Genomic DNA, 24,283 nt, shown 5'->3' on the forward strand with positions numbered 1-24,283 from the left:
GGTTTCCGAAAAGTCTGACTCTGGCTGTGTCAAAACGGCAAACGCCCGGCCGGAGCCGGGCGCTTGCAGATGCCTTTGGTACAGCCCTGCGGGCTGTACCAAATTGATGGCTCTATCAGCGCTCCTTTACGTAGGGTTCTCCACCGGCTTTGGGCGGAACCGCCTTGCCGACGAAGCCTGCCAGGATCACCACAGTCAGGATGTAGGGCAGGGCGTCCATCATCTGCACCGGAATCACAAAGTTGCCGATTTCGATGTTCTGAAAACGCAGGGCCACCGCTTGAAGCAGGCCGAACAGAAGGCAGGCACCAAGCGCGTGCCAGGGGCGCCATTTCGCGAAAATGAGCGCTGCCAGGGCGATAAAGCCGCGACCGGCTGTCATGTCCTTTACGAACCCGGCCTGTAGCGCTGTTGCTAGATAGGCGCCGGCAATGCCGCAGAGCAGGCCACAGATCATTACCGCCGCATAGCGCAGACCGACCACGGACACACCGGCGGTATCGACAGCTGCGGGGTTTTCCCCGACCGCGCGCAGGCGTAGGCCAAAGCGCGTACCAAAGAGGATCCAGGCGGTAGCAGGCACCGCGAGGAACGCCAGGTAGACCAGCACGGAGTGACCGGAAAGCAGCTCGCTATAGATCGGGCCCAACACAGGGACATCCGCCAGCGCATCTGCAAACGGCAGGCTGAGAGGTTCAAATCGGCCGCCCGAGAACAGCGAGGGTGTGCGCCCGCCCTGCTGGAACCAGTCCTGCGCGATCAGTACGGTCATGCCTGCGGCAAGGAAGTTGATCGCCACACCGGAGATCAGCTGGTTGCCACGGAAGGTGATCGAGGCGAGCCCGTGCAGGCCGCTGAGAACCAGCGATGATGCGATACCGGCCAGGAGGCCGAGCCAGACATTGCCAGTGGTCGCAGCCACCGCCGCCGAGAAGAAAGCGGCCATCAGCATTTTGCCTTCAAGGCCGATATCGAAGATCCCCGCCCGTTCGGAGAACAGTCCAGCCAGACAGGCCAGCAGCAGCGGTGTTGCGAGGCGAACGGTGCTGTCGAGCACCTGGATTAGAGTCAGAAAATCCATCACGCTTTCCCCCGGCGCAGAGCAAGGAAGATCCGTTCAAGCGGTCCTCGTACCATATTGTCCAGCGCGCCTGTGAATAGGATCACCAGTGCCTGAATGACGACGATCAGTTCCCGCGGGATGCTGGTCCATAGCGCCAGCTCCGCGCCGCCCTGATAGAGGAACCCGAACAGGATCGCGGCCAGAAACACGCCAAAGGGATGGCTGCGCCCCATGAGTGCCACGGCGATGCCGATGAAACCGGCGCCCTCGGTTGAGTTCAATACCAGGCGCTCGGCCTCGCCCATCACATTGTTGGTGGCCATCATGCCCGCCAGACCGCCAGAGATCAGCATCGCAATCATGGTGATCTTGACCGGCGAGATTCCGGCGTAAAGCGCGCCATATTCGGAGTTGCCATAGGCCCGGATCTCGTAGCCCAGTTTGGTACGCCAGATCAGCAACCAGACCGCAACGCAAGCAGCAAGCGCGACGAGGAAGCTCACATTGGCAGGTGCCGCCTTGGAAAACTCGATCCCGATAGGTGCGAGGAGCTCATGCAAGGACGGCAGGTGGACAGCTTCGGCAAAACGGGCTGTCGCCGGGTCCATCGAACCTTCTGGACGCAGGAGATTGACCAGCACGTAGTTCAGAACGGCCGCCGCAATAAAGTTGAACATGATTGTGGTGATCACGATATGGCTGCCGCGCTTCGCCTGAAGATAGGCGGGGATCGCGGCCCAGGCCGCACCAAAAAGGGCAGCACCCAGGCTGGCAAAGATCAGTGCCAGCGACCAATGCGGCCAGGGAATATAAAGGCATACGAGGGCCACACCCAAACCACCGAGCATCGCCTGACCTTCACCACCGATGTTGAAAAGCCGGGCGTGGAAGGCCACGGAAACGGCCAGACCCGTGAACAGGAAGTTGGTGGCATAATAGAGCGTATAGCCCCAGCCATAAGTGGATCCAAGCGCGCCCGAAACCATCAGCTTCACGGCGGCAATCGGGTCTTCGCCAATGCCAAGAATCACCAAGGCAGACAGAATAGCGGCCAATACGAGGCTGATCAGCGGGATCAGTACGACATCGGCCCATTTAGGCATTTTATCCATTTACGCGGCCTCCCCCGCGACACCGGCCATCAACAGGCCCAGCTCTTTCTCATCGGTCTGATCGGCCGGGCGCTCGCCCATGATCATTCCGTCAAACATCACTGCAACACGGTCGGCGAGTGACAGGATTTCCTCCAGTTCAACCGAGACCAGCAGGATCGCCTTGCCCTGATCGCGCAATTCGACGATTTGCTTGTGAATAAACTCAATGGCGCCGATATCGACGCCCCGTGTCGGCTGCCCAATCAGCAACAGGTCAGGGTTGCGCTCGATTTCGCGGGCAACAACGATTTTCTGCTGATTGCCGCCGGAGAAATTCTTGGCCGCAAGCCAGGGGTCCGGGGGGCGTACGTCAAACTTGGCCATCTTGGCCTCGGTATCGGCGCGCAGCGCAGCATTGTTCATTAACAGGCCGCGTTGGTATTCGGGCGCGTGATGATAGCCGAACGCCACGTTTTCCCAAGCGTGGAAGTCCATGATCAGACCTTCGCGCTGACGGTCTTCGGGAACGTGGGCCACATGTGCTGCGCGACGGGCGCGGGCATCGGATCCGGCACCTGACAGGGGCAGCGGCGATCCATTGAGACGAATGGTGCCCTGACCTTCGCGCATGCCACCGAGCACCTCCATCAGTTCGGATTGACCGTTGCCGGCCACCCCGGCGATGCCAAGGATCTCTCCCGCACGCACGGTCAGGTCGATATTCTTAACCCGCGCAACGCCCGCCTCATCGACAACACTGAGGTTCTCGATCTCAAGGATCGGCTTGCCGGGAGTGGCGGGAACCTTGTCCACCCGCAGCAGCACCTTGCGTCCCACCATCAGTTCGGCCAGATGTTCGGGGCTGGTTTCAGCGGTTTTCACGGTCGCGGTCATCTGGCCGCGGCGCATCACCGACACCGTATCGGTATACTCCATGATTTCGCGCAGTTTGTGAGTGATCAGGATGATCGTTTTGCCCTCGGCGCGCAGCCTGTCCAGAATGCGGAACAGCTGGTCGGCCTCTGCCGGGGTCAGAACCCCTGTCGGCTCGTCCAGAATCAGAATATCGGCCTGGCGGTATAGCGCCTTCAGGATCTCGACACGCTGCTGCATGCCGACACCGATTTCGTCGATACGGGCATCGGGATCAACGTTCAGCTCATATTCTGCTGCCAGGTCTTTCAGCGAATTTCGGGCCTTGCTGAGAGAGGGCTTCAACAGTTTGCCATCCTCGGCGCCGAGGATGATGTTCTCCAGTACCGTGAAATTCTCAACCAGCTTGAAGTGCTGGAATACCATGCCGATCCCTGCCGAGATCGCCGCCTGGCTGTCGGGAATCTCGGTACGTTTCCCGTGAATCCAGACCTCACCCTTATCGGCTTTGTAAAAACCGTACAGGATACTCATCAGCGTTGATTTGCCTGCGCCATTCTCGCCGATGATCCCATGGATCGTGCCGGGGGAAACACGGATTGAGATATCCTTATTGGCCTGAACGGGGCCAAAGGCCTTGGAGATGCCTTTTAGTTCAATTGCTGGTGCCGTCATTCGGGCTCCCCTTATTCATCCTGGATCGGTTGGCACAGATTCACGCCGAAGCGAGCGGCGGTTAACATGTGCAATTTGGCCAACCTAGGAAAAACCAAACCCGGAGGCGGCAAAGGCGCAGCCTCCGGGCAATATGAAACCCCCGGTCACCACCATAATCATCAAGAGGATCACGGTGGGCCGGGGGGCAGTTCAGTACTTAGAAGGATAGAGCCGGGCAGCTGTCATCCGACATGTAGTCATGCACGGTGATTTCGCCGGTTGCGATCTTGGCTGCGGCTTCATCAGCGGCGGCCTGCATCTCTTCGGTGATCAGCGATGCGTTGTTATCGTCAACCGCAAAGCCGACGCCGCCGTTCGACAGGCCCATGACGGAGAAGCCGGTTTCCAGGTCAGGACCGTCGGAGAAGGCTTCAAACACAGCGTTGTCGACCCGCTTCATCATGGACGTCAGAACTTTGCCTGGGTGCAGGTGGTTCTGGTTGCTGTCCACACCGATTGACAGGATGCCTTCGTCGGCGGCGGTCTGCAGTACGCCAACACCAGTGCCGCCCGCAGCTGCATAGACAACATCAGCGCCCTGGCTGATCTGCGCCTTCGTCAGTTCGGAGCCCTTGACCGGGTCATTCCAGGCCGCAGGGGTGGTGCCGGTCATATTGGCGATCACAGTTGCGTCCGGGTTTGCGGCCTTCACGCCCTCGGCGTAGCCGCAGGCAAATTTGCGGATCAGCGGGATATCCATACCGCCGATGAAGCCCACTGTTCCCGATTTGGACGCTTTGGCCGCCAGCATACCGACAAGGTAGGAGCCTTCATGTTCGTTGAAGACGACAGAACGCACATTCGGCGCATCAACAACCATGTCGATGATCACGAATTTGGTGTCGGGGTAGTCGGCTGCAACCTGGCCCAGAGCGTCGGCAAAAGCAAAACCGGCCATGACGATCGGGTTCGCGCCCGCTTCGGCAAAGCGACGCAGGGCCTGCTCACGCTGAGCTTCGGATTGCAGTTCGATTTCGCGGAAGCTTTCGCCGGTTTCCTCAGCCCAACGCTGCGCGCCGGTGAAGGCGGCTTCGTTGAACGATTTGTCGAACTTGCCGCCCAGATCAAAGATCAGTGCAGGCTCTGCCAATGCGGCACCCGCTGTCAGCGCCACGGCCGCCGCGGCGCTCATCAGGGATTTCATCAGGGTCATAGGGGTACTCCCAATTTGTTGTTCTTGTTGCGGCCAGTTTGACCGCCCCAACCCATGTGTTTTTAAAAAGGTGCGACAATTTAGGCCGTAGCCTGCGGAAAGGGTCAACCGTTTTTTGACCTTTTGGTGTTATTCTGCGGTTTCGGCCTTGCGTAAACTGACGCACATGAGCACTGCGTCCACTGAAGACGCGCCTTCGCGCGGGTAGTAGCCGACCCGCCGCCCGGTTTCGGCGAATCCATAGGAGTGATACAGGGCACGCGCCGATCGGTTGTCTGCGGCAACTTCCAGAAAGCCATCGGTTGCATCTCTGGCCAGCGCGGCTTCCTGCCAGCTGTCCAAGACCATACGCGCAAACCCTTGACGCCGGTAGTCAGGGTGGGTCGCTATGGTCAGCAGTTCGGCCTCTCCAGCGACAACGCGTCCCAAGGCAAAGCATCGTGTATCGCCGACAGCATAGCTGAACGGGCTGTCGAGCAGGGCAGAAAATTCATCCGAAGACCACGGGCGCCCCTGCACAAAGGCAGCCCGATGGGTGTGGGCCATGTCCTGTGGTGTCAGATTTGAGGGACAGTTTCGTAGCATGGTCGACCGAAGGTATCAGCCATCAATCAGCGTTGGTGGGGCGTCTCTTGCCGGCGCGGCATCAGCAGCCCGCAGGTACAGCGGGGCAGGGGCAACTGCTTCTGTTTGGTAACGGTCGGCGGCGTTGCGGGCGATGGCTTCGGCGATATCCGGCGGAGTTGCCTCGGCCAGCAACTCTAGATCATGCGCGGCGGCAACCGCCTGCGCTTCAACAAGTGGCATCAGCCGGGGCTCGCCTCCGGGAGGCAGTGCATAGACATGATCGCGAGGTGCGGGCACCGCAGCGAGAGTGCCGGGGTGATGGCGTGCGTCAAATCCGTTTACACCGACTGCCGGAATATCCAGCCCCAGCGCCAAACCGCGTGCAGCGGACACGGCGATGCGAATGCCTGTGAAGTTTCCGGGTCCGATACCGACACCAATGGCATCAAGATCCGCCCAAGCTGCGCCACCTTCGGCGAGCACCTCGTCCAGCAACGGCATCAATCGTTCGGCCTGGCCGCGAGTCATCTCCTCCAATCGGGAGGCCAGCACCGTGTCCCCACGCAACAAAGCGGCCGCGCAATGCGCGGCCGATGTATCAAAGCCAAGGACGAGAGCGTCAGACGGCAACGGGGCGAACCTCGGTCACTTCGGGGATGTAGTGGCGCAGCAGGTTTTCGATGCCCATCTTCAGCGTCAGTGTCGACGATGGGCAGCCTGCGCAGGCGCCCTGCATATGCAGGTAGACCACACCACGGTCAAAGCCGTGGAAGGTGATATCGCCGCCATCCTGAGCCACAGCAGGGCGTACGCGGCTGTCCAGAAGCTCTTTGATCTGGTTGACGATTTCGCCATCCTCACCGGTGTGTTCCGCATGGCCAGAGGTCTGTTCGCCACCTTCGGAAATCACCGGCTGACCGGACTGGAAATGTTCCATCACCGCGCCGAGGATCGCCGGTTTGATGTGGTCCCATTCAACCGTCTCTGCCTTGGTCACGGTTACGAAATCGTTGCCGAAGAACACGCCAGTCACGCCTGCAACAGCAAAAATGCGCTGCGCCAAAGGCGATGAGCCTGCGGCCTCTGCGCTGGGAAAATCAGCTGTGCCCATTTCCAGTACGGTCTGGCCCGGCAGGAATTTCAGCGTCGCCGGGTTGGGCGTGGATTCTGTCTGAATGAACATGTCGGGCCTCCTTAAAGCGTGGCAGAGATATGCGCCTCCGGTGGGCTTAAGTCAAGATTTGGAACGGTTCTAAAGTTGCGGAACCTTGTGGCGCGCGCTGGGGCCTTTCGCTTCGGATCCACTCGCGGCGAGTTCGTGCAACCCGCAGGTCGGTCAGCTTGGCAGCGATCAGGTGATCGCTTCCAGTTTTTCTTTAGACAGATCGCCGGGTACGATTGTGATCGGGACCGGCAGGCTGCCGGATGAGCGACTTAGCTGGGTGACGAGGGGACCAGGGCCTTTGCGGTCGTCACCGGCGCCCAGTACCAATACGCCGATTTCGGGATCAGATTCGATCTGGGCGATAATCTCTGGCACCGCTTCGCCTTCGCGGATCACGAGTTTGGGTTCGATACCTTGCCGGTCGCGCATCCACTTCGCGAATACTTCAAAATGGGCGTGTATGCGTTCGCGGGCCTCTTCGCGCATCACTTCGCCGACGCCAATCCAATGATTGAATTCGTCGGGTGGAATCACCGAAAGGATTTCAACTCCGCCGCCAGTCTTGGCGGCACGCATGGCGGCGAACCGCATGGCGTTCAGGCATTCGCGGCTGTCATCCAATACCACAAGAAATTTGCGCATATTGATCCTCTGGTTGTTCCGTCTGGATCATGGCGCAAGCCATCCCCCGGCGCAATAGATGAGCACAAAGGCTAGTCGCACGCAGCTATCCACGGCTGCTTGTTGCCCAATCCCAATAGAGATCCCGTGTGCGCTTGGCGATTGGTCCGATCTGGTATTGCCGATCGTCAAAGGCGGCAACTGGCGTGACCTTGCTCATATTGCCGGACATGAAAACTTCGTCGGCGTCTTCAAAGTCTTTATAGCCAAGCACTGTTTCATGAACGGTGACACCATCTGAGCGCAGGTTTGCGATGTGACGAGCACGGGTGATCCCTGCAAGGAAGGTGCCATTTGCAATCGGAGTAAAGACCTCTCCGTCACGCACCATGAAAATATTGGCCGTGGCGGTCTCAGCGACATTCCCCATGGCATCGAGGGCGAGCGCGTTGCTGAATCCTTTTGCGCGCGCTTCACGCAGCATGCGGGCGTTGTTCGGATAAAGGCAACCGGCCTTTGCATTGACCACAGAACTCTCCAGCACGGGCCGGCGGAAGGAGGTGCGTGTCAGAGTCGCTACAGCTGTCGGGGCAGCCATAGCGATTTCTTCCAGACAAAGAGCAAACTGGGTGCTTGCGGGTTCCGGTGCGATCATCGTGGAATCGCCCTCGGCCGCCCAGTACATAGGGCGGATGTAGACCGCGGCATCTGGTGCAAAGAGAGCGAGACCCTCTTTGGCGATGGCGACCATATCTTCGACGCTGACGGTTGGAGCCATCATCAGCGCGTGGGCCGATGCGTTGGCTCTGGCGCAGTGCAGATCAAGGTCGGGCGTGACACCATCGAACAGCCGCGCACCGTCGAAAACCGACGATCCAAGCCAAGCCGCATGGTCAGCGGCCTTCATGATTGCCACATCGCCCTCATGCCAGCTGCCGTTGAAATAGGTGCGAATGGTCTTGCTGATCGCCATGTCGGGCCTCGTTTTTGGGGTGCTGGAACAGGCTGACCCTAGGACGCGATGGGTCAGTCGTCCAGACCTTTTCCGCTGGGTTCTTCCGCCATATGGGTGGGTGTCGGGCGGTGCCTTGATGCCGCCGCTTCAGGCCGGTTCGGGAGCTTCCAGCCCCAGCTCTCGCAACACGCCACGCATCTCGCTTTGCCACCGTGCGCGCAGCTCTGCGTTGCTGCGATGGCGCAACCCCAGTGTGAGAAGGGCTTCGAATTTGTCGGAGTCATCGACCCCAAAGCTGATGGCGACACGTGGCCACCAGTAACCGATGGACTCCTGCAACATGCCGATGTCGCCTTCCTGGACGAGACGCGACAGGCCTTCATGGGCAAGCCGCGCGTGATGCGCCTCAATCGGTTGAATGGCGCGGAAGGCCTCGGCCAAGGGCTGGTAGGAGATCATGGACAGTTCTGCCAATTGCACGGCAACGGCGCGTCCCATCAAAAGGTTCATCACCACTGCATCGGCCCAGCCTTCAAGCGGGTAATTGAACACAGCAAGGCGCCGGTCATGTTTGGATCTGGCCTGATCCAGTCCAGCCTCGCGGTCCAGTCGGGCTGTCCAGGGGTGGTGGTCTACATAGCGCTCCGTGTCGGCCCCGAAATCGCCCATGACCTGCAAGACCCGGTCTGCATTGGCGGTTTTTTCCAATACGATCCGGGCGGCAGCCATGCGCGATTTGATCCCCGGGCCTTCGTTTATGATATCGACAAACCCCGCCGCTCCCGCCAGCGCGCTATCCACGAAACTGGCCATGATGGTCATCAGCTCAGCGCGATAGCGTGGCGGTACGTTGGAAGGATTGCTGAGGACGCCACCGGCCGCCAGATAGCTCTCAATGCTCATCTCGTCACTCATGCGATTGTCCTCTTGAGTCTGTTGCTGTGTGTTTTGTCCTGATCGCTCGGGCTCTAACCTAGTGGGCTATTGATCGTAGTCCACCACCACCTGATCACTCAGCGGATAGGCCTGGCAGGACAGCACATAGCCCTTTTCGACCTCGTAATCCTCCAGCGCGTGGTTGGCGACCATTTCGACCTCGCCCTCCAGCACCTTGCAGCGGCAGGTGGAGCATACACCTGCCTTGCAGGCATAGGGCGCGTCCATGGCGTTCTCGAGCGCCGCGTCCAGCAGGGTCATGTCCTTGCCCATTTCGATGGTCTGGGTGGCGCCGTCCAGGGTAATCGCGGCCTTGGTTTGGTTGGCGCTGCTGGCCGCATCCGTTGCGGTGGCCTTGCGTTTTGCGCGGCCCGGCTGGGCGGAGGCGAAGAGTTCGAACTTGATCTGGCTATCGCTTAGACCGGCGGTGCGCAGTGCCGCAGCGATACCCAGCATCATCGGCTCCGGGCCGCAGATAAAGGCGGTGTCGACCGACTGGATGTCGATCCAGTGCTCGAACAGCTGGGCGCACTTCCCCTCTGTCACCAGACCGGTGAACAAGTCGATTTCCTGGGCGTCGCTTTCCAGTACATGGATCACATTGAAGCGGCCCATGTAGAGGTTTTTCAGATCCTCCAGTTCCTCGCGGAACATGATCGTGTTCACGCCCTTGTTGGCGTAGACCAGCGTGAAAGAGGATTTGGGTTCCGCCGCCAGCGTGGTCTTGAGGATCGACAGCACCGGGGTGATGCCGGAGCCGCCGGCAAAGCCCAGGTAGTGCTTTTCGGCGGTACCATCGAGCGGGGTGAAGAAGGTCCCCATCGGTGCCATCGCCTGCAGGGTATCACCCGCCTTCAGCTCGGTGTTGGCCCAGGTCGAGAACGCGCCGCCGTCGACGCGCTTGATGCCGACCTGCAGGATGCCTTCGCCCTTGCCCGCACAGATTGAGTAGCTGCGGCGCAGTTCCTCGCCGTCGAAATCGCGGCGGAAGGTCAGATACTGGCCTTGGATGAAATCAAACGCCTCAGCCGCGCCGTTCACGGGCTTCAGGGTGACAACCACCGCATCGCGGATGGTCTTGCGGACGTCGGTGACTTCAAGGTCGTGAAAGCGCGCCATCAGGGTCTCCTCAGATGCACTTGAAATAATCAAAGGGTTCGAGGCAGTCCTGGCAGCGCCAGTGGGCCTTGCAGGGGGTCGAGCCGAACTGGCTGACCTTGGTGAGGTTCTTGCTGCCGCAACGAGGGCATTTTTCCGGGCCGCCCGCGGGCTGGGGCGGGGCGATGCCGTACTCCTCCAGCTTGGCGCGGCCCTTTTCAGACAGCCAGTCGGTGGTCCAGGCGGGGGAGATCCGGGTTTCGATCTTCAGGTCTTCGATCCCCTTGCTGCGCAGCGCAGTCTCGATGTCGAGGCTGATGATCGAGGTCGCCGGGCAACCCGAGTAGGTGGGGGTGACGGAAACAACCAGGGTTTCGCCCTGCCATTCCACACCGCGGACGATGCCGAGGTCGACGACCGAGATCACCGGGATTTCCGGATCCGGCACGGCGTCGAGCCACTCCCAGATCTGGTCAGTGCTTGGCTGAGTTGTCACTTGGCTCATGCGGTTACCCTCATTGGCTGTATCGCCCGGCAGTGCGCCGGGCAACGCCCATTGCGCCCCCGCGGTGGGGGGGGCAACGCCCGCCGCTCGTGACGGGCGTTGCCTTTAGTTCTCCGGCCGAGGCCTTACCACTTGGCGCCGGGATAGGCGCGCTGCAGCCATTGCATCTGGGTCAGCAGGTGGCCCAGATGCTCTGTGTGCATCGCACCGGTGCGCCCGCCTTTGTGGGCAAAGCGGCTTTCGGGAATGGTCAGCGTCGCGTCACCCAGGATGCGGGACACCAGCGCGTCGTATTCTTCGCGCAGGGCCGCCGGATCGGGGGCGATGCCAGCCTTCACCATTTCGGCGTCCACATCGTCGGACTGGAACATCTCGCCCACATAGGGCCAGAGGTAATCCAGCGCCTCCTGCATCCGGCGGTGGCTTTCCCCGGTGCCGTCGCCCAGGCCCACCACCGTGTCGGCAGAGCGTTCCAGGTGATAGGCCACCTCTTTCGAAGCTTTTTCGGCGATTGCTGCAACGCGTTCGTCCGACGACTTCATCAGCCGGCCCAGCTGGATCGAATGCCAGGCGTCAAACAGGAACTGGCGCATCAGGGTGCGGCCGAAATCGCCGTTCGGCACCTCGCACAAGAGCACGTTGCGGAAGTCCCAGGCGTCGCGCAGGAAGGCGAGGTCGTCGGCGGATTTGCCTTCGCCCTGCACTTCACCGGCAAGGCCGAGCCACATCTGGGTCTGGCCGATCAGGTCCAGCGCAGTGTTGGCCAGTGCGATGTCCTCTTCCAGCACCGGCGCGTGGCCGCACCATTCGCTGACCCGGTGGCCGAGGATCAGGGTGTTGTCCCCCATCCGCAGCAGGAACTGGGCAAATGCGTCGTCGCGGGTCATTACATCGCCCCCACTTCTTCGGGGATGTCGAAGAAGGTCGGGTGGCGGTAGACCTTCGACTCGGACGGCTCATAGAGCGGGCCCTTGTCGCTGGGCGAGGACGCGGCGATGTGGTTCGCCTCGACCACCCAGATCGACACGCCTTCATTGCGGCGGGTGTAGACGTCGCGGGCGTTCTTGATCGCCATTTCGGCGTCCGGCGCATGCAGGGAGCCGACGTGGCGGTGGCTCATGCCGTGCTGGCCGCGGATGAAGATTTCCCAGAGGGGCCATTCGTTTTTCATGTCTCAAATCCTCCTGGCTGAGGGGGCGCTGCGCGTCTGGGCGGGGCGCCGGAATGCTTGGGGTTATTCGGCGGCGTGCCGACGCGCGGCTTTTTTCTTGGCGTGGGCAAGCAGGCCGTCGCGGACCCAGGCGCCGTCGTCCCAGGCCTTGTTTCGGGCGGCGAGGCGGTCCACGTTGCAGGGGCCGTTGCCCTTGATCACTTCAAAGAACTCGCTCCAGTCCGGATCGGTGTAGTCGTAGTGGCCGCGTTCCTCGTTCCATTTCAGGTCGGGATCGGGGATCGTCAGGCCCAGGTATTCGGCTTGCGGCACGGTCTGGTCGACGAACTTCTGGCGCAGCTCATCGTTGGTGTTCATCTTGATCTTCCAGGCCATCGACTGGGCGGAATGGACCGAGTCCTTGTCGGAGGGCCCGAACATCATCAGCGACGGGTACCAGAGGCGGTTCAGCGCATCCTGGGCCATCTTCTTCTGCTCCGGGGTGCCTTCCGCCATCTTGCGGATGGCGTCATAGCCCTGGCGCTGGTGGAAGCTTTCCTCCTTGCAGATGCGGATCATCGCGCGGGAGTAGGGACCGAAGGAGGTCCGCTGCAGCGGCACCTGGTTCATGATCGCCGCGCCGTCCACCAGCCAGCCGACCGCGCCGATGTCGGCCCAGTTCAGCGTCGGGTAGTTGAAGATCGAGGAATACTTCATGCGGCCGTCCAGCAGCATTTCGGTAATCTCGTCGCGGGAGACACCCAGGGTTTCCGCCGCGCAGTAGAGGTAGAGACCGTGGCCTGCCTCATCCTGCACCTTGGCGAGGAGGATCGCCTTGCGCTCCAGCGTCGGCGCGCGGGTGATCCAGTTACCCTCGGGCAGCTGGCCGACGATTTCCGAATGCGCATGCTGCCCGATCTGGCGGATCAGCGTTTTGCGGTAGCCTTCGGGCATCCAGTCCTTGGGCTCGATCTTCTCGCCCGCGTCGATGCGCGCCTGAAAGGCCGCCAGCTTTTCCGGATCGTCCTGGGTCGCTTCGGATTTAATCATCTGAGCATACATGTCTGGGACCTCCCCTAGGGTTCGTTACACGCGTTCGAGGATCAGGGCGGTGCCCTGACCGACGCCGACGCACATGGTGCAGAGCGCATACCGCCCGCCGGTGCGCTGAAGCTGATAGGCAGCGGTCAGCACCAGCCGCGCCCCGGACATGCCGAGCGGGTGGCCCAGTGCAATCGCACCGCCGTTGGGGTTAACATGGGGTGCTGCGTCCGCAACGCCAAGCTCGCGCAGGGTGGCAAGGCCCTGCGATGCGAATGCTTCGTTCAGTTCGATCACGTCCATCTGTTCGATGGTCAGGCCGGTGCGGGCCAGAACCTTGCGGGTGGCGGGCACCGGGCCGATGCCCATGATGCGCGGCTCGACCCCGGCGGCGGCCATGCCAACAATGCGGGCCATCGGTGTCAGGCCGTTCTTCGCCGCTGCCGCTTCATTCGCCATCAGGATCGCCGCAGCACCGTCATTGACGCCGGAGGCATTGCCTGCGGTCACGGTCTTGTCCGGGCCGTTGACACCCTTGAGGCCCGCCAGCTTCTCTGCCGAGGTGCCGGGGCGGGGGTGTTCATCGGTGTCCACCACCAGATCATCGCCCTTGCGCTGGGGGATGGTGACCGGCGTGATTTCGTCCTGGAAGATGCCGGCCTCATGCGCGGCGGCCCAGCGGGCCTGGCTGCGGGCGGCAAAGGCGTCCTGATCTTCGCGGGAAACGCCGTAGTCTTCGGCCACGTTGTCTGCGGTCTGCGGCATCGAGTCGGTGCCGTACATTTCCTGCATTTTCTTGTTCACGAAGCGCCAGCCGATGGTGGTGTCATAGACCGCGTTGGCGCGGGTGAAGGCAGAGGTCGCCTTGGGCATCACAAAAGGCGCGCGGCTCATGCTTTCGACGCCGCCTGCGATGGCCATGTCATAGTCGCCCGCCTTGATCCCGCGGGACGCCATACCGACCGCATCCATGCCGGAGGCGCAGAGACGGTTGATGGTGGTGCCGGGAACTGAGGTGGGCAGGCCTGCCAGCAGCGCCGCCATGCGGGCCACGTTGCGGTTGCTTTCACCGGCCTGGTTGGCATCGCCAAAGATCACATCGTCGAGGGAGCCCCAGTCCACGTCCGGGTTTCGCGCGGCGAGCGCGGCAATCGGCAGGGCGGCAAGATCATCGGTACGCACCTGGCTCAGCGCGCCGCCGTAGCGGCCGATCGGGGTGCGGGTGGCATCGCAGATGAAAGCATCCATGGGTGTTCGCGTCTCCTGTGGCGGCAGTAGATAAGCCGACCATTTAGTCGGTGATACGCGCAGAAGTGATTCTGGGCAAGAGAGATGTAACCAAATCGAACAAAGTGGTGGAATTCTGTAACGTATTAATGGTTCTCTTGCTGATCCTTCATATTTCGGTCGCTCTGCGCCTTTGCGCGTATGATCCATTCAGCGTCGCAGTGGCTGTCGAAAATAGTTTACATGTTGACTAATTGCGAGTGTCCGCTCTGATTGGAGAAGCGCGAGGTATCTGTTCGCTGCGATCTTTGCGGTGACCGGAATGGGGAGGGTGAATGAATATTCTCTATATCATGTTTGACCAGCTGCGGTTTGACTACCTCAGCTGTGCTGGGCATCCACATCTACAGACGCCTCATTTGGATGGGCTGGCACGGCGCGGGGTCCGGTTCACCAGAGCCTATGTGCAGTCGCCCACCTGCGGTTCTTCCCGTATGTCGAGTTACACCGGGCGCTATCCCTCAAGCCACGGAGTGCAGTTCAACGGTTACCCGCTGCGGGTGGGCGAATGGACAATGGGTGACCACTTGCGCAAGACCGGGATGAGCTGCCACCTGATTGGCAAGACGCATATGGTTGCCGATGCCGAGGGGCTGGAGCGTCTGGGTCTTGCCCCTGACAGCATCATCGGTGTGCGCCAGACGGAATGCGGTTTTGACCCATTTGTCCGTGACGACGGGCTGTGGGCTGAGGGGCCGGACGGTTTTTATGACAGTAAGCGGAGCCCCTATAATGAGTATCTCAAATCGCGGGGCTACCCCGGCGACAATCCCTGGAGCGATTTTGCAAACGCCGGCGTGGATGGTGACGATATCGCCTCTGGCTGGTTCATGGTCTACGCAGACAAGCCCGCCAATATCGCGGAGGAGGACAGTGAGACGCCTTGGCTCACCCGTGAAGCCATGCGGTTTATCGAAACTGCGGAGAGGGAGGGCGATCAGCCGTGGTGTGCGCATCTGAGTTACATCAAGCCGCATTGGCCATATATTGTGCCTGCGCCCTACCACGATATGTATGGTCCTGAGCATGTTCTGCCCGCAGTTCGTTCGAGCGCCGAGCGCGAGAATGCGCATCCGGTATTTGCCGGTATGATGAACAATCAGATTGGTCAGGCCTTCTCCCGAGAGGAGGTGCGTCAGAAGGTGATCCCCGCCTATATGGGGCTGATCAAACAGGCTGACGATCAGATGGGTCGGCTGTTCTCCTGGCTTGAGGCAACCGGGCGAATGAAGGATACGATGATCGTGGTGACCTCGGACCATGGCGACTACCTCGGCGATCACTGGCTGGGCGAGAAGAACCTTTTCCATGAACCGTCGATCAAGGTGCCGCTGATCATCTACGATCCGCGGCCCGAGGCCGACGCCACCCGCGGCACCACCTGCGATGCACTGGTCGAGTCGATTGATCTGCTTCCGACCTTTCTGGAGGCAGCGGGCGGCGCGGCGGCACCTCATATCCTGGAAGGGCGCTCATTGATGCCCTTGTTGCGCGGCGAGACTTCAGAGTGGCGCGACTACGCGGTGGCCGAGTTTGATTATGCGACGCTCCCCCTGTCCGAAACACTTGGCCTGGCTCCGAAAGATGCGAGGCTGTTCATGATCGTGGATGCGCGCTGGAAGTTCATGCACGCTGAGGGCGGGCTTCGGCCCATGCTGTTCGATTTGCGGGAGGATCCAGATGAGCTCGTGGATCTTGCCAAAACGAAGGCGCATCAGGAGGTGATCGACCTCATGTACGATCGACTGCTCGATTGGGGGCTGCGGATGTCGCAACGCATTACCCTTTCTGACGAGCAGATTGCCAAGCGCCGAGGGAAATCGGTGCGCAAAGGGATCCTGTTGGGCGTCTATGAGCCGTCGGAGGTGGATGCAACCCTGACCGAGGCCTATCGTCGACCGGTTCCGAAAGCTGAGAGCTGACCGTCTAGCGCCCAAATACCGCGAGACGCACCGTCACGACCCGCAGGCAAATCGTGATGCTTGGCAAGCGGCGCAGACGCGCGGCATGATATCTCTTGTCAGGTCACGAAGCCGGATTTAGGGTCGGCATCAAGTTTGCGGAATGATGTTCCGCATGGCGAAATGTGCGGGGGTGACGTCTGCGTCCTGATCCGTGCCTGCCGCAAGGCAGCTGCGTTCCCGCGGTTGGAGCCTGTCGAAGTTTTGCTCGGCATCGCTCGCAATAAGAGGAAAGATCCATGACTGAAGCCGTTGTTTATGAGCGTATTGGCGATATTGCAGTGCTGGGCGCGCAGAACCCGCCAGTGAACGCTCTTGGCGTTGACGTGCGCCGTGGGCTTCTTGCCGGGATTGAGCGCGCCGAGGAAGAAGGCGCACGTGCCGTACTGATCTACGGCGAGGGGCGAACCTATTTCGCTGGCGCCGATATCCGCGAGTTCGGCAAGCCGATGCAAGAGCCCGGATTGCCTGACCTGTGCAACCGCATCGAAGCCGCCAAGCTCATCGTGGTTTCTGCCCTCCACGGCACCGCGCTGGGCGGCGGGTTGGAAGTGGCGCTGTCGTCGCACTACCGGATTGCAGTGCCGAGCGCCAAGATGGGCTTGCCTGAGGTGCATCTGGGCATCATCCCGGGCGCTGGGGGGACGCAGCGGCTGCCGCGCGTCACCGGAACCGAGGCAGCGCTGGAGATCATCACCACCGGCCGCCATGTGCCGGCGGCAGAAGCCTTCGACAAGGGGGTCGTTGACCGTATTGCGGAGGGCAGTCCCCGCGAAGTCGGTCTGGCTTACACCCGTGAATTGCTGGACCAGGATGCGCCGCGTCGACCGGTCTGTGATATGCCGCCACCGGAACCCATCGATTTCGATGAGGCCTATGAGCGGGTGCTCGCCCGGGGCCGCGGTCAGCTGTCCCCGGCCGTCGCGGTGCGTGCCGTTCAGGCTGCATGTGAAGCTAAGAGCTTTCTTGACGGGGTGCGCCAGGAGCGAGAGCTGTTTAAGAAGCTGATGGAGAGCGATCAGCGACAGGGTCTGATCCACGCATTCTTTTCGGAGCGCGCGGTCAGCAAGCTGCCAGAGCTGGCCGATGTGACCCCGCGCGACGTCGCCTCGATGGGGGTGATTGGTGGCGGCACGATGGGCGCAGGCATTGCAACCGCCGCCCTGTTGTCGGGGCTGCCCGTAGTACTGATCGAACGTGATGATGCGGCGACGGTCGCAGCTCATGAACGGATCGAAGGCAATCTGAAAGGGGCGCTTAAACGCGGCAAGATCGTTCAGTCGCAGTTTGATACCATGATGAACGAGGCGCTGCAGCTGGCGACGGATTATGCAGCGCTGTCGCAGGTCGATCTGGTGGTCGAAGCCGTGTTTGAAGACATGGACGTCAAACGCGACGTTTTCTCGGCGCTGGATACGCATTGCAAACCCGGCGCAATTCTCGCCAGCAACACGTCATATCTCGATATCAATGAAATCGCTGCTGCGACGCGCCGACCGGCGAATGTGATCGGGTTGCACTTCTTCTCCCCGGCGCATGTGATGAAACTGCTTGAGGTCGTGGTTGCAGATCAGACCGCGCCTGATGTGATCGCCACCGGAATTGCCCTTGGCAAGCGGCTGAAGAAGATCTCTGTGCGTTCAGGTGTCTGCGATGGCTTCATCGGCAACCGGATCATGAACAGCTACCGCAAGGCTGCCGATTACATGGTGCTGGACGGAGCCTCACCCTACCAGATTGACAAGGTGATGACCGGGTTCGGATTTGCGATGGGGCCATTTGCGGTGGCGGATCTGGCAGGGCTTGATATCGGCTGGGCAGCCCGCAAACGGCGGGCGCCGACACGCGATCCCCGTGAGCGGGTTGTGCATTTTTCCGATATGCTCTGCGAAGCTGGAGATTTCGGGCAGAAGACCGGCCGGGGTTTTTATGTCTACGAAGAGGGCAAGCGCGGCGGGACCCCAAATCCACAGGTATCCGAGTATATCGAACGCGATCAGCGGGATCAGGGCGTGACGCCGCAGGTCTTGGCCAATGACGAGGTCCTGCGGCGCTACATGTGCGCGATGGTCAATGAGGCGGCGAAGGTTGTCGGCGAGGGCATAGCCCGGCGTCCGCTGGATGTGGATATGGTATTGCTGTTCGGCTATGGCTTTCCGCGGTTTTGGGGCGGTCCGCTGAAATGGGCTGACCTGCAAGGTTTGGATAGCATCCTCAAGGACATCAAACGCTATGCCAAGGAAGATGCGTTTTTCTGGCAGCCGGCGCCCTTGCTGGAAGAGCTTGTCGCCGAGGGCCGCAGCTTTGACGATCTCAACAAGGAGGCCCGGTGAGATGAAACAGGCTGTCATCGTTTCCGCTGCCCGCACTGGGTTGGCCAAGTCTTTTCGCGGATCGTTCAACCAGACCCATGGCGCGACTTTGGGCGGCCATGCCGTAGCTGCAGCCGTCGAGCGGGCTGGCCTAGATGGTGGCGAGATCGAGGATTGCATTATCGGCTGCGGGTTCCCCGAACAGGCTACGGGTCACAATATCGGACGTCAGATTGCGCTGCGCGCGGGATTGCCGCAGACCGCAGCAGGCATGACTGTGAACCGGTTCTGCGCCTCGGGTCTTCAGACCATCGCGCTTGCGGCCCAGCAGATTACGGCCGAAGGGGCTGGCCCGATGGTTGCAGGTGGGGTCGAGAGCATCTCCATGGTGCAGCCCAATGTGAAGCAGGTGCAGGACCCCTGGCTGCAGGCGCACAAGCCAGACGTTTATATGGCCATGATCGATACCGCAGATATCGTTGCCGAGCGTTACGGGATCAGCCGGGAAGCGCAGGATGCCTACGGGCTGCGCAGCCAGCAGCGGATAGCAGCGGCGCAGAGTGCAGGGCTGTTTGACGACGAAATCGTGCCCATGCAGACCGTTATGGCTTTAAAAGATAAGGAAACCGGTGAGGTTGGCACCCGCGAGGTGACTGTGGATCGCGACGAATGTAATCGCCCGCAAACCACTTTGGACGGGCTTGCCGGATTGGACCCGGTGCGTGGCGAGGGCAAGTTCATTACCGCAGGAAACGCCAGCCAGCTTTCCGATGGTTCGGCGGCGGTCGTGATGATGGAGGCCACCGAGGCAAGCCGTCGAGGGCTGAACCCGATGGGGGCGTTTCGCGGGTTCTGCGTTGCCGGCTGTGCGCCTGACGAAATGGGCATCGGCCCGGTACATGCGGTGCCGCGCCTGCTGGAGCGGCACGGGCTGACAGTCGCGGATATCGATCTGTGGGAGCTGAATGAGGCTTTTGCCAGCCAGGCGCTCTATTGCCGTGACCAGCTCGGTATCCCGGACGAAATCTGCAACGTGAGCGGCGGATCAATTGCCATCGGCCATCCCTTTGGCATGACAGGCGCACGAATGGTCGGGCATCTGCTGCGTGAGGGCCGTCGACGTGGGGCCAAGTTGGGTGTTGCAACCATGTGCATCGGCGGCGGCATGGGTGCTGCGGGCCTGTTCGAGATCTACTGACTATCTGGGTACGGCTTCGCCGGTAGGTGCGGTCCAAGTAGATCCCGGATGAGAGCAGCGGGCACTATCGAAATAGCGCGGGGAGGTACGCGGAGATGGATCTGAATTACTCGACCGAAGAGTTGGCATTTCGCGCGGAAGTGCGCGCCTTTCTGGAGGCGAAGCTGCCTCAGGATCTGTTGGACGCTGTGCGCCTGGGGCGGGGTATCGGCAAAGAGGGGCATGATCGCTGGCACCAGATCCTGAACGATCAGGGGTGGCTGGCACCGACCTGGCCGCAGCAGTATGGCGGCTGCGGCTGGAATGCGGTCCAGCGCCACATCTTCGAAGAAGAATGTTGTCGCGCCCACGCGCCGCGCATCGTTCCGTTTGGTTTGACCATGCTTGCGCCGGTTCTGCAAAAATTCGGATCCGATGCGCAGCGCGCGTATTTCCTGCCCAAAATTCTGTCCGGTGAACACTGGTGGTGTCAGGGATATTCCGAGCCGGGCGCAGGGTCCGATCTGGCCAGCCTGAGCACGCGCGCAGTTCGCGATGGTGACCATTATATCGTCAACGGACAAAAAACTTGGACCACGCTTGGCCAATTCGCCAACTGGATTTTCTGTCTCGTCCGCACTGATCCTCAGGCCAAGCAGCAGGAGGGGATTTCCTTTCTGCTGATTGACATGGCGACACCAGGCATCGAAGTGCGGCCGATCATCCTTCTTGATGGCACCCATGAGGTCAACGAAGTCTGGTTCAATGATGTGCGCGTGCCTGCTGAAAATCTGGTTGGTGAGGAAAACAAAGGCTGGACCTATGCCAAATATCTGCTGACCCATGAACGCACCAATATTGCAGGTGTCGGGTTCAGCCAGGCAGGGCTGGAGGCGGTGAAACGTCTCGCGCGTCACCAGCTTCATCGCGGTCGCCCGCTGATCGAAAATCCACATTTCGCCGCGCGACTCGCCCGCGCGGAAATCGATCTGATGGCCATGTCCACCACCAATCTGCGCATCATCTCAGCTGCGGCCCAAGGGCAGGCGCCCGGCGTCGAAAGCTCCATGCTCAAGGTGAAAGGCACCGAAATACGTCAGGAGATCAACGATCTCGCACGGCGCGCAGCGGGCGTTTATGCCCTGCCGTTTGCGTCGGAGGCGGTAGCCGGTGACAACAACGCGCTTTCTTCACCAGAGGGGAGTGAAGCTGTCGCGGCCCAGTATTTCAACAATCGAAAACTGTCGATCTTCGGTGGATCGAACGAGATCCAGAAGAATATCATTGCCAAGGTTTCTCTGGGAGGCAGGACATGAACTTTCAGCTGACAGAAGAGCGCCAGATGCTTCAGGACAGTTTGCGCCGGTTTCTTCGCGATCGGTATTCTGTCGCAGCCCGAAACCAGGCGCTTACCGATCCTTCGGGGTACTCTCCGGAAATTTGGGGACAGCTTGCTGACCTCGGGGTGATTGGCGCGCTGCTGCCCGAGGCCGCTGGTGGATATGGCGGGGCCGGATTCGACATTGCGACGGTGTTTGAGGAATTGGGCCGTGCCGGCGTTGTTGAACCGGTGCTTGACAGCGCCGTTCTTTGTGGCGTGCTGCTGTGTGGCTCTGGCACCGATCCGATTTCGCCGCGTGATCAGAAAATGATTGATCGGCTGATCGCTGGAGATCTGCAGCTGGCCTTTGCCCACGGCGAGCCTGCCAGCCGGTATGAGCGTACCTGGATCGAAACCAAGGCTGTCGACGAGGGGGATGACATTCTGCTCACCGGGCGGAAATCCGTGGTAGTGAATGCAGAGGCGGCCGACTTGCTGATTGTTGCCGCGCGCGAAGCGGGGTCACCCGGAGATCGTGGCGGCCTGTCCCTATTTTGTGTTCGCCCCGATGCACCCGGTCTGCGAATGCGGGGTAGCGCATTGCTGGCAGGCGGCAGAGCCGCCGAGATGGAACTGGATTGTGTTCGGCTGTCGAAATCAGCGCGGATCGGCGCAGCTGGCAATGCTGCGGACCGTATCGAAGGCACCATTGCCGCGGCGGAGGTTGCGCTCGCCGCAGAGACGCTTGGCGCGATGGAAACAGCCGTACGGCTGACGATGGATTACCTGACTACACGGCAGCAATTTGGACGTCCAATCGGCACGTTTCAGGCCTTGCAGCATCGCGTTGCAGAGATGTTGATCGAGCTCGAACAGGCGCGTTCTGCCGTGATCAATGCAGCAGGCCACCTGGAGGATCTGCCACTGGTGCGGGATCGTCATATCGCCGCCGCGCGCAATCTCATCGGGCGGACGGGGCGCCATATCGCGGAAGAGGCGATCCAGCTTCACGGAGGCATCGCGATGACTGCCGAATATGAGTTGGCCCATATCGCCAAACGCATCGTCTTGGCGGAACACCGCTTTGGTGATGCTGATACCCAGTTGGAGCGGTTCATTGACCTCACGGCGGCCTGATCCGATATCGCAGGCCACCGAGGCTGCGGCAGCACATGGGTCCGGGGGCACCAAGCGCATCATTGACGATCCAGGTTGTCAGCAGATGGTCGGGTATCGCACCGAGATCGATACGCAAACCGGGGCGTGCCTTGTGATGCTGGAGCTTGCTCCACAGCACCTTAACCGCAATGGCCTCCTGCATGGTGGCATCGTTGCGACCCTGATGGATGTGGTCTGTGGCAATACGGCATCTCAGCATTTTGACGCAGCCTTGCACCCGCCGGTGGTGACCGTCTCACTGACCTTGTCCTATATCGCGGCTGCACGGTCCGGGCCGGTTGTGGCATCGGCAACGGCAACAGGCGGTGGCGCCTCCCTGGCCTATGTGGCGGGAGAGCTGGTGGATGGTCGCGGGCAGATCTTGGCCACCGCGACCGGGGTCTTCAAAAGGATACGGGGCTGAGGCCCCCGCGGCGCAGCTTTGTCTGCGGAGGGGGGTGACAGATATCAACACGACCACGGGGAATCGAACATGACGCTTTGGCACGAGTATCTTGAGCAGCATGCGCGCCATCGTCCGGAGTCTCCGGCCTTCAGCGACAGCGGCGGCACGAAGTGGACCTATGGTGAGCTTGCCCGCGTCTGCGATGAACTGCGATCTCATCTGGTGGCCGCTGGAGTGGGGCCGGGTGACCGGGTCATGTTACTCTGCGAGAACTGCTGCGTCGCCGTTGCAGCCCTGTTTGCTACCTCACAATTGGGCGGTGTTACAGTTCCCGTGAATGCCCGGATGCGAGCGCCCGAGGTCGAGCGTATCCGTTCCCATGCCGAGCCGACAGTGATCCTGCTGACGGTGGCCGCTTCGCCGGATGCTGCGGCCCACGCGGCCCGATTGGGCGCACACCCGATGCCGGGCGATCTGGGCAGCTTGCAGATCGTGATGCCAGCCCCCGGAGAGGGTGTTGCGGCGGGCGATCGAGGCGATGAAACGATACCGTCCGATCTGGCCGTGCTGCTCTACACAACCGGTACGACCGGTGATCCAAAGGGGGTGATGCTCAGCCATGGAAACCTGAGTTTCGGCGGCGGTGCCTCGGCTCGCTTGCGCGATATGACCGTAAGAGATGTGATCTATGGCGTTTTGCCACTTAGCCACGTGTTTGGCCTTGCGTCCGTTCTGACCGCCTCCGTGATGATCGGGGCCGAGGTTCGTCTTGAGGCGCGCTTTAGCGCGGCGCGGTTTTATCAGGCGTTGAGGAGCGGCGTCACCCTGGTTTCCGCTGTACCGCAGATGCACGCGCTGGTGATGCAATACGCTAAGGAACAGGGGTTGGCGCATCTTGATAGTCCCGATCTGCGCTATGTCTCCTCTGGCGCGGCTCCGCTCGACCCGGATTGGAAACGGCGGGCGGAAGATTTTTACGGCGTTGCCCTGCAGAACGGCTATGGGATGACCGAGGCCACGGCAGGGATCTGCGCGACACGCAACTGCCTGGGTGACCCTGATACATCGGTTGGCTCACCGCTATCGGGGGTTGAGGTGCGTCTGGATGAAAATGTCCCGGGCGGCGGCGGCGGGCTGGGAGAGATCTGCCTGCGCGGAGACAACGTTATGCTCGGCTATTTCCGCAACCCGAACGCCACGCGGGCGGCTCTCGATGCCGAAGGTTGGCTGCGCAGCGGCGATATGGGGCGTTGGGACCAAAGCGGCAATCTGCACATCGACGGACGCGCCAAGGAGCTGATTATCCATGGCGGTTTCAATGTCTTCCCGCCGGAGGTCGAAGCAGCTCTGAATGCCCATCCGCAGGTGGTTCAATCCGCTGTTGTCGGCCGCCAGATGGACGGGGACGAACAGGTGGTCGCCTTTGTGCAGGTGGCCACTGCCGATGCGCCTCGGGTTGAGGACTTACGTCTCTTCGTGGCAGAGCGTCTGGCAGGCTATAAACGGCCCGGCCTTATTGTGCTCACAGAACAGCTGCCAGCGGCACCGACAGGCAAGATCCTGAAGCATCTTCTGCTGTCCCATTTCGCGGACCGGCTGGCGTGAAGCGCCCGCGCCGCGCAACGCGCGGCGCTTGGCCCAACGGCTTCAGCGCCTTTCTTGAAAGGCGTCGCAGCGGGCGGGAGTTCCTTGTGTCCGCCCTACTGAAAGCGCGCTGCTGTGA

23 protein-coding genes are annotated in these 24,283 nt (G+C 61.0%); 7 read left to right on the forward strand and 16 right to left on the reverse strand.

Features of this window, described 5'->3' with window-relative positions:
• Positions 1–115: 115 nt before the first annotated feature.
• From WLQ66_RS00805 to pcaF, 16 genes are all read right to left on the reverse strand, one after another.
• Positions 116–1,081 (reverse strand): ABC transporter permease, encoded by a 966-nt coding sequence (locus WLQ66_RS00805; RefSeq protein WP_340544331.1) that lies wholly within the window; start codon positions 1,079–1,081, stop codon positions 116–118.
• Positions 1,081–2,175 carry an ABC transporter permease gene (locus tag WLQ66_RS00810; RefSeq protein ID WP_340544332.1) on the reverse strand — a complete coding sequence of 365 codons (1,095 nt, stop codon included), beginning with the start codon at positions 2,173–2,175 and terminating at the stop codon, positions 1,081–1,083. Before WLQ66_RS00810 ends, WLQ66_RS00805 begins: the two co-directional genes overlap by 1 nt.
• Positions 2,176–3,705 (reverse strand): ABC transporter ATP-binding protein, encoded by a 1,530-nt coding sequence (locus WLQ66_RS00815; protein WP_340544333.1) that lies wholly within the window; start codon positions 3,703–3,705, stop codon positions 2,176–2,178.
• 199 nt (positions 3,706–3,904) lie between these two features.
• Complete coding sequence (locus tag WLQ66_RS00820) at positions 3,905–4,900, reverse strand: BMP family lipoprotein (RefSeq protein ID WP_340544334.1); 996 nt, start codon at positions 4,898–4,900, stop codon at positions 3,905–3,907.
• Positions 4,901–5,029: 129 nt separating this feature from the next.
• Positions 5,030–5,446, reverse strand: a complete 417-nt coding sequence (locus WLQ66_RS00825) for a GNAT family N-acetyltransferase (protein WP_340544335.1) — start codon at positions 5,444–5,446, stop codon at positions 5,030–5,032.
• A 54-nt stretch (positions 5,447–5,500) separates the two neighbouring features.
• Positions 5,501–6,097: a tRNA (adenosine(37)-N6)-threonylcarbamoyltransferase complex dimerization subunit type 1 TsaB gene (tsaB, locus tag WLQ66_RS00830; protein WP_340544336.1), complete on the reverse strand. Its 597-nt coding sequence runs from the start codon at positions 6,095–6,097 to the stop codon at positions 5,501–5,503.
• Entirely contained in the window at positions 6,087–6,650 is a 564-nt protein-coding gene (locus tag WLQ66_RS00835; protein ID WP_340544337.1) for a NifU family protein, read from the reverse strand. Before WLQ66_RS00835 ends, tsaB begins: the two co-directional genes overlap by 11 nt.
• A gap of 168 nt (positions 6,651–6,818) precedes the next feature.
• Positions 6,819–7,274 (reverse strand): universal stress protein, encoded by a 456-nt coding sequence (locus tag WLQ66_RS00840; protein WP_340544338.1) that lies wholly within the window; start codon positions 7,272–7,274, stop codon positions 6,819–6,821.
• An 85-nt stretch (positions 7,275–7,359) separates the two neighbouring features.
• A complete protein-coding gene (locus WLQ66_RS00845) occupies positions 7,360–8,226 on the reverse strand; it encodes a branched-chain amino acid aminotransferase (RefSeq protein WP_340544339.1) in 867 nt (288 codons plus the stop codon).
• A 129-nt stretch (positions 8,227–8,355) separates the two neighbouring features.
• Complete coding sequence (locus WLQ66_RS00850; protein WP_340544340.1) at positions 8,356–9,123, reverse strand: Phenylacetic acid catabolic protein; 768 nt, start codon at positions 9,121–9,123, stop codon at positions 8,356–8,358.
• Positions 9,124–9,189: 66 nt separating this feature from the next.
• Positions 9,190–10,263: a 1,2-phenylacetyl-CoA epoxidase subunit PaaE gene (gene paaE, locus WLQ66_RS00855; RefSeq protein WP_340544341.1), complete on the reverse strand. Its 1,074-nt coding sequence runs from the start codon at positions 10,261–10,263 to the stop codon at positions 9,190–9,192.
• Between the two features lie 10 nt (positions 10,264–10,273).
• A complete protein-coding gene (gene paaD, locus WLQ66_RS00860) occupies positions 10,274–10,747 on the reverse strand; it encodes a 1,2-phenylacetyl-CoA epoxidase subunit PaaD (protein ID WP_008557456.1) in 474 nt (157 codons plus the stop codon).
• A gap of 125 nt (positions 10,748–10,872) precedes the next feature.
• The gene (gene paaC, locus WLQ66_RS00865; protein ID WP_340544344.1) at positions 10,873–11,634 is read right to left on the reverse strand and encodes a 1,2-phenylacetyl-CoA epoxidase subunit PaaC; all 762 of its coding nucleotides are present in this window, start codon (positions 11,632–11,634) and stop codon (positions 10,873–10,875) included.
• Positions 11,634–11,918 (reverse strand): 1,2-phenylacetyl-CoA epoxidase subunit PaaB, encoded by a 285-nt coding sequence (gene paaB / locus WLQ66_RS00870; protein WP_008557866.1) that lies wholly within the window; start codon positions 11,916–11,918, stop codon positions 11,634–11,636. The genes paaC and paaB overlap by 1 nt, the downstream gene beginning before the upstream one ends.
• 63 nt (positions 11,919–11,981) lie before the next feature.
• Positions 11,982–12,959 (reverse strand): 1,2-phenylacetyl-CoA epoxidase subunit PaaA, encoded by a 978-nt coding sequence (gene paaA / locus WLQ66_RS00875; RefSeq protein ID WP_260017688.1) that lies wholly within the window; start codon positions 12,957–12,959, stop codon positions 11,982–11,984.
• Positions 12,960–12,983: 24 nt separating this feature from the next.
• Entirely contained in the window at positions 12,984–14,186 is a 1,203-nt protein-coding gene (pcaF, locus tag WLQ66_RS00880) for a 3-oxoadipyl-CoA thiolase (RefSeq protein WP_340544352.1), read from the reverse strand.
• Positions 14,187–14,500: 314 nt separating this feature from the next.
• Here pcaF and WLQ66_RS00885 point away from each other — a divergent pair, with 314 nt between their 5' ends.
• The 7 genes from WLQ66_RS00885 (at position 14,501) to WLQ66_RS00915 (ending at position 24,165) form a co-directional block, all read left to right on the forward strand.
• On the forward strand, positions 14,501–16,147 hold the full coding sequence (locus WLQ66_RS00885; RefSeq protein ID WP_340544354.1) for a sulfatase-like hydrolase/transferase: 1,647 nt from the start codon (positions 14,501–14,503) through the stop codon (positions 16,145–16,147).
• 278 nt (positions 16,148–16,425) lie between these two features.
• Positions 16,426–18,519: a 3-hydroxyacyl-CoA dehydrogenase NAD-binding domain-containing protein gene (locus WLQ66_RS00890; RefSeq protein WP_340544355.1), complete on the forward strand. Its 2,094-nt coding sequence runs from the start codon at positions 16,426–16,428 to the stop codon at positions 18,517–18,519.
• 1 nt (position 18,520) lies between these two features.
• Entirely contained in the window at positions 18,521–19,696 is a 1,176-nt protein-coding gene (locus WLQ66_RS00895; protein WP_340544356.1) for an acetyl-CoA C-acyltransferase, read from the forward strand.
• 95 nt (positions 19,697–19,791) lie between these two features.
• Entirely contained in the window at positions 19,792–20,991 is a 1,200-nt protein-coding gene (locus tag WLQ66_RS00900; protein WP_340544357.1) for an acyl-CoA dehydrogenase family protein, read from the forward strand.
• Entirely contained in the window at positions 20,988–22,133 is a 1,146-nt protein-coding gene (locus tag WLQ66_RS00905; RefSeq protein WP_340544358.1) for an acyl-CoA dehydrogenase family protein, read from the forward strand. The genes WLQ66_RS00900 and WLQ66_RS00905 overlap by 4 nt, the downstream gene beginning before the upstream one ends.
• On the forward strand, positions 22,114–22,578 hold the full coding sequence (locus WLQ66_RS00910; RefSeq protein ID WP_374015384.1) for a PaaI family thioesterase: 465 nt from the start codon (positions 22,114–22,116) through the stop codon (positions 22,576–22,578). Before WLQ66_RS00905 ends, WLQ66_RS00910 begins: the two co-directional genes overlap by 20 nt.
• A 69-nt stretch (positions 22,579–22,647) precedes the next feature.
• Positions 22,648–24,165 (forward strand): class I adenylate-forming enzyme family protein, encoded by a 1,518-nt coding sequence (locus tag WLQ66_RS00915; protein ID WP_340544359.1) that lies wholly within the window; start codon positions 22,648–22,650, stop codon positions 24,163–24,165.
• Positions 24,166–24,283: the final 118 nt, after the last annotated feature.

It is taken from the genome of Phaeobacter sp. A36a-5a (assembly GCF_037911135.1).
Lineage (GTDB): Bacteria > Pseudomonadota > Alphaproteobacteria > Rhodobacterales > Rhodobacteraceae > Phaeobacter > Phaeobacter bryozoorum.

Bases quoted from the DNA above. Each gene is read 5' to 3' on its own strand.
- WLQ66_RS00820 (WP_340544334.1), bottom strand. From the start codon at position 4,900: ATGACCCTGATGAAATCCCTGATGAGCGCCGCGGCGGCCGTGGCGCTG.
- WLQ66_RS00900 (WP_340544357.1), top strand. From the start codon at position 19,792: ATGGATCTGAATTACTCGACCGAAGAGTTGGCATTTCGCGCGGAAGTG.
- paaB (WP_008557866.1), bottom strand. From the start codon at position 11,918: ATGAAAAACGAATGGCCCCTCTGGGAAATCTTCATCCGCGGCCAGCAC.
- WLQ66_RS00885 (WP_340544354.1), top strand. From the start codon at position 14,501: ATGAATATTCTCTATATCATGTTTGACCAGCTGCGGTTTGACTACCTC.
- WLQ66_RS00890 (WP_340544355.1), top strand. From the start codon at position 16,426: ATGACTGAAGCCGTTGTTTATGAGCGTATTGGCGATATTGCAGTGCTG.
- WLQ66_RS00915 (WP_340544359.1), top strand. From the start codon at position 22,648: ATGACGCTTTGGCACGAGTATCTTGAGCAGCATGCGCGCCATCGTCCG.
- paaC (WP_340544344.1), bottom strand. From the start codon at position 11,634: ATGACCCGCGACGACGCATTTGCCCAGTTCCTGCTGCGGATGGGGGAC.
- WLQ66_RS00840 (WP_340544338.1), bottom strand. From the start codon at position 7,274: ATGCGCAAATTTCTTGTGGTATTGGATGACAGCCGCGAATGCCTGAAC.
- WLQ66_RS00805 (WP_340544331.1), bottom strand. From the start codon at position 1,081: ATGGATTTTCTGACTCTAATCCAGGTGCTCGACAGCACCGTTCGCCTC.
- paaA (WP_260017688.1), bottom strand. From the start codon at position 12,959: ATGTATGCTCAGATGATTAAATCCGAAGCGACCCAGGACGATCCGGAA.
- WLQ66_RS00825 (WP_340544335.1), bottom strand. From the start codon at position 5,446: ATGGCCCACACCCATCGGGCTGCCTTTGTGCAGGGGCGCCCGTGGTCT.
- pcaF (WP_340544352.1), bottom strand. From the start codon at position 14,186: ATGGATGCTTTCATCTGCGATGCCACCCGCACCCCGATCGGCCGCTAC.
- WLQ66_RS00905 (WP_340544358.1), top strand. From the start codon at position 20,988: ATGAACTTTCAGCTGACAGAAGAGCGCCAGATGCTTCAGGACAGTTTG.
- WLQ66_RS00845 (WP_340544339.1), bottom strand. From the start codon at position 8,226: ATGGCGATCAGCAAGACCATTCGCACCTATTTCAACGGCAGCTGGCAT.
- WLQ66_RS00850 (WP_340544340.1), bottom strand. From the start codon at position 9,123: ATGAGTGACGAGATGAGCATTGAGAGCTATCTGGCGGCCGGTGGCGTC.
- WLQ66_RS00895 (WP_340544356.1), top strand. From the start codon at position 18,521: ATGAAACAGGCTGTCATCGTTTCCGCTGCCCGCACTGGGTTGGCCAAG.
- paaE (WP_340544341.1), bottom strand. From the start codon at position 10,263: ATGGCGCGCTTTCACGACCTTGAAGTCACCGACGTCCGCAAGACCATC.
- WLQ66_RS00815 (WP_340544333.1), bottom strand. From the start codon at position 3,705: ATGACGGCACCAGCAATTGAACTAAAAGGCATCTCCAAGGCCTTTGGC.
- paaD (WP_008557456.1), bottom strand. From the start codon at position 10,747: ATGAGCCAAGTGACAACTCAGCCAAGCACTGACCAGATCTGGGAGTGG.
- WLQ66_RS00810 (WP_340544332.1), bottom strand. From the start codon at position 2,175: ATGGATAAAATGCCTAAATGGGCCGATGTCGTACTGATCCCGCTGATC.
- WLQ66_RS00835 (WP_340544337.1), bottom strand. From the start codon at position 6,650: ATGTTCATTCAGACAGAATCCACGCCCAACCCGGCGACGCTGAAATTC.